Source organism: Burkholderia sp. HMSC10F09, assembly GCF_001806955.1.
Lineage (GTDB): Bacteria > Pseudomonadota > Gammaproteobacteria > Burkholderiales > Burkholderiaceae > Burkholderia > Burkholderia multivorans.
The window spans coordinates 1-3909 of sequence record NZ_KV786606.1; the positions used below are offsets into that span (position 1 = coordinate 1).

The following is a 3909-nucleotide window of genomic DNA, read 5'->3' on the forward strand; positions in this document are numbered from 1 at the left end:
GAACGCGGCGGCGACCGCGTGGCGCGCGGGACCGCCGACCGTCCACGCGCCGAGCAGCGCGCGCAGCGCGCCGATTTGCGCGGGGTGCGCGAGCACGAAGCCCGCGCGGATGCCGGCCAGACCGAAGAACTTGCCGACCGAGCGCAGCACGACGAGACCGGGCCGATCGGCGTAGGACGCGAGCGAATCGACGGCGCCGGTATCGGCAAACGCTTCGTCGACGATCAGCGTGCCGCCGCGCGCAGCGAGCTGCGCATGCCAGCCGAGCAGGCGCCCGACGGAAACCGATTCGGCGGTCGGATTGTTCGGGTTGCCGACGATCGCATGGCGCAGCGTGGCCGGCAGTGCGTCGGCGGCGATGTCGAGCGGCACGACGCGATGGCCGTGCCGCGCGAACGCGGGCGCATATTCGCCGTATGCGAGCGGTGCGACGCCGGCGTCGCCGGGCGGCAGCAGCGCAGGCAGCGCACGGATCGCGGCCTGGCTGCCGGCGACGGGCAGCACGTGCGCATCGTCGCGCACGCCGTAGTAGCGCGCCGCGCAGCCGGCGAGGCCATCGCCGTCGTCGGGCAGCCGCCGCCATGCGTCGGCCGGCACCGGCGGCACCGGGTAGCCGACCGGGTTGATGCCGGTCGACAGGTCGAGCCATGCCTCGTAGGGAATGCCGTAGCGGCGCGCGGCTTCGTGCAGATTGCCGCCGTGCGCGATCGGAGTATCAGACATGATGAGCGGTCATGACGAGCGCGGCGCTCGCGACGAGCAGCGCGAGCCACAGTGCGAGCGTGCGCGTGACGAGCGAGAGCGCGGCGACGACGTGCGCCGCCGTCGCGAGCGCGCCGGTACCGAGCGCGGGGCGATCCTCGAGCGCGCCGTGATAGACGGCCGGGCCGCCGAGCCGCACGTTCAGGCTGCCGGCGCCGGCCGCCATCACGGGGCCCGCGTTGGGGCTGTCCCAGCGGTGCGCCTGCGTGCGCCAGCAGCGCCAGGCGGCGGCCGTGTCGCCGAGCAGCGCGTAGCTCGCTGCGGTCAGACGCGCGGGGATCCAGTTCAGCGCGTCGTCGATGCGTGCGGCGGCCCAGCCGAACGTCGCGAAGCGCGGCGTGCGGTAGCCCCACATCGCGTCGAGCGTGTTCGCGAGGCGGAACAGCAATGCGCCCGGGCCGCCGGCGACGACGAACCAGAACAGCGCGCCGAAGATCGCATCATTGCCGTTTTCGAGCGCCGATTCGACGGCCGCACGCGACAGCGCTTCTTCGTCGGCCGCACTCGTGTCGCGCGACACGATGCGCGCGGTCAGCGTGCGCGCCGCGTCGAGGTCGCGGCGCAGCAGCGCGGCGGCGATCGGCGCGACGTGTTCGGCGAGGCTCTTCGCGCCGAGCGCGAACCAGAGCAGCGCGACGTGCAGCGCGGCCGCGAGCGGCCACGGCAGTGCGGCCGCGAGCAGGACGGCGAGCGCGACCGGCGGCACGACGGCCGCCGCCCATGCGGCCACGCCGGCGATGCGGCCGCGCCGGCCGGTGTTCAGCGCGGCCTCGATGCGTGCCGCGAGCCGTCCAAACGCGACGAGCGGATGCCAGCCGGCCGGCTCGCCGAATACGCGGTCGACGAACGCGGCCGCGACCGCGAGCATCGCGACGATCGGCAGCGACAGCATCAGCATGTCGGCGCTCCCGGCTTGATGTCGAGCGGCAGGCCCGCGACGAGCAGCGTCACGCGCGTCGCGAGCGCCGCGATGCGCTGGTTCAGCCGCCCGAGTTCGTCGACGTAGCGGCGCGTGACCGAGCCGAGCGGTACGACGCCGAGGCCGATCTCGTTGCTGACCACGATCACCTTCGCGCGCGCGCCGCGCAGCGCCGCGTCGAGCGCATCGACGTGCGCCGCGTAGCGTGCCGCGTCGAGCGGTTCGCCGTCGGCCGGGCACAGCAGGTTCGCGAGCCACAGCGTCAGGCAGTCGACGAGCAGGCATGCGCGCGGATCGTCGAGTTGCGCGAGCGTCTCGGCGAGCGCGACCGGCGCATCGGCGAAGCCCCAGTCCGCGGGCCGGCGCGCGCGATGGTGCGCGATGCGGCTCGCGAATTCGGCATCGTCGGCCGTCGCGGCGGCCGTCGCGATGTAGGTGACGGGGCGGCCGCTGTCGGCGGCGAGCCGTTCGGCGTAGGCGCTCTTGCCCGAGCGCGCGCCACCGAGAACGAAGGTGAGGTCGTGCGGAATCATCGCGTGATTGTAACGGCGCCGCGCGTCGCGACGCGGGCGATAATGCCGCCTTTGCGTCGCTCCGGATTTTTCTCACGATGAATGCACCCGACCTGCTGCCGCGCGGCACGCTGATGATCCAGGGCACGACGTCCGACGCGGGCAAGAGCACGCTCGTCGCGGGCCTGTGCCGCCTTGCGCGCCGCGCCGGCGTGCGCGTCGCGCCGTTCAAGCCGCAGAACATGGCGCTCAACAGCGCGGTCACGGCCGACGGCGGCGAGATCGGCCGCGCGCAGGCGCTGCAGGCGCTGGCCGCCGGCGTCGCGCCGCATACGGATTTCAATCCGGTGCTGCTGAAGCCGACCAGCGATCGCGGCGCGCAGGTGATCATCCACGGCAAGGCGCGCGCGAACCTGAACGCGCGCGCGTATCACGACTACAAGCCGGTCGCGTTCGATGCGGTGCTCGAATCGTACGCGCGGCTGCGCTCGCGTTACGACGCGGTGATCGTCGAAGGTGCCGGCAGCCCGGCCGAGATCAACCTGCGCGAAGGCGACATCGCGAACATGGGCTTTGCCGAGCGCGTCGACTGTCCGGTCGTGCTGGTCGCCGACATCGACCGCGGCGGCGTGTTCGCGCATCTCGTCGGCACGCTCGCATGCCTGTCGGACAGCGAGCGCGCGCGCGTGCGCGGCTTCGTGATCAACCGCTTCCGCGGCGATATCGCGCTGCTGGAGCCGGGCCTCGACTGGCTGCGCGCGCAGACGGGCAAGCCGGTGTTCGGCGTGCTGCCGTATCTGCACGGGCTGCTGCTCGATGCTGAGGACATGCTGCCCGCGCAGGCGCGCAGCGCGGCCGCACGCAGCGACGCGGGCGTGCTGCGCGTCGTCGTGCCGGCGCTGCCGCGCATCAGCAATCACACCGACTTCGATCCGCTGCGCGCGCATCCGCAGGTCGAATTCACGTACTGGAAAAGCGGCCCCGTGCCGAACGCCGACCTGCTGATCCTGCCCGGCTCGAAGAGCGTGCAGCGCGATCTCGCGTGGCTGCGCGAGGCGGGCTGGGAAGCGGTCATCCAGCGCCATCTGCGCTACGGCGGCAAGGTGATCGGCATCTGCGGCGGGATGCAGATGCTCGGCCGCACGCTCGACGATCCGCTCGGCCTCGAAGGCGCGCCCGGCAGCGTGCCGGGGCTTGGGCTGCTCGATTTCGCGACGACGCTGCAGCCCGACAAGACGCTGAAGAACGTGACCGGGCGCCTCGCGCTGCCGGGCGCCGCCGCGGTACACGGCTACGAAATCCATATGGGCGACACGCGCGGGCCCGCGCTCGCGTCGCCGGCCCTCGAGCTGGCGGAAGACGGCGCGGCGGCGGGCGGCATGCGTGCAGACGGCGCGCTGTCCGCGGACGGGCAGATTCTCGCGACCTACGTGCACGGACTGTTCGACGCGCCGGACGCATGCACGGCGCTGCTCGCGTGGGCCGGGCTCGATCGCGCCGAACGGATCGATTATCCGGCGCTGCGCGAGGCGTCGCTGGAGCGGCTCGCGGACACGTTCGCCGCGCATCTGGACCTCGGCGCGCTGTACGCGGCGTTTCGCTGAGTCGCGCGGCGGCGGGCGGGAGTGGGGCTCGGAGCGGCGTGTCCCGGCTCGGCGTGGTTGGCTCAGCTCAGCTCAGCCCGGGTCGGCTCGGCTCGGCTCGGCTCGGCTCGGC

Annotated in this window: 4 protein-coding genes; 1 reads left to right on the plus strand and 3 read right to left on the minus strand. The window is 73.2% G+C overall.

Annotated features, from left to right (window positions below):
* From HMPREF3115_RS07100 to cobU, 3 genes are all read right to left on the minus strand, one after another.
* A partial coding sequence (locus tag HMPREF3115_RS07100; protein ID WP_070553888.1) for an aminotransferase class I/II-fold pyridoxal phosphate-dependent enzyme occupies positions 1-723 on the minus strand: 723 nt, incomplete at its 3' end.
* Positions 716-1660, minus strand: a complete 945-nt coding sequence (gene cbiB / locus HMPREF3115_RS07105) for an adenosylcobinamide-phosphate synthase CbiB (protein ID WP_070553890.1) — start codon at positions 1658-1660, stop codon at positions 716-718. The genes cbiB and HMPREF3115_RS07100, both read right to left, overlap by 8 nt.
* Positions 1654-2214 carry a bifunctional adenosylcobinamide kinase/adenosylcobinamide-phosphate guanylyltransferase gene (gene cobU / locus HMPREF3115_RS07110; RefSeq protein ID WP_006405831.1) on the minus strand — a complete coding sequence of 187 codons (561 nt, stop codon included), beginning with the start codon at positions 2212-2214 and terminating at the stop codon, positions 1654-1656. Before cobU ends, cbiB begins: the two co-directional genes overlap by 7 nt.
* Positions 2215-2291: 77 nt before the next feature.
* On the opposite strand from cobU, the gene HMPREF3115_RS07115 reads away from it, so the two are divergent.
* Entirely contained in the window at positions 2292-3797 is a 1506-nt protein-coding gene (locus HMPREF3115_RS07115; RefSeq protein WP_059940266.1) for a cobyric acid synthase, read from the plus strand.
* The last annotated feature ends 112 nt before the right edge of the window (positions 3798-3909 follow it).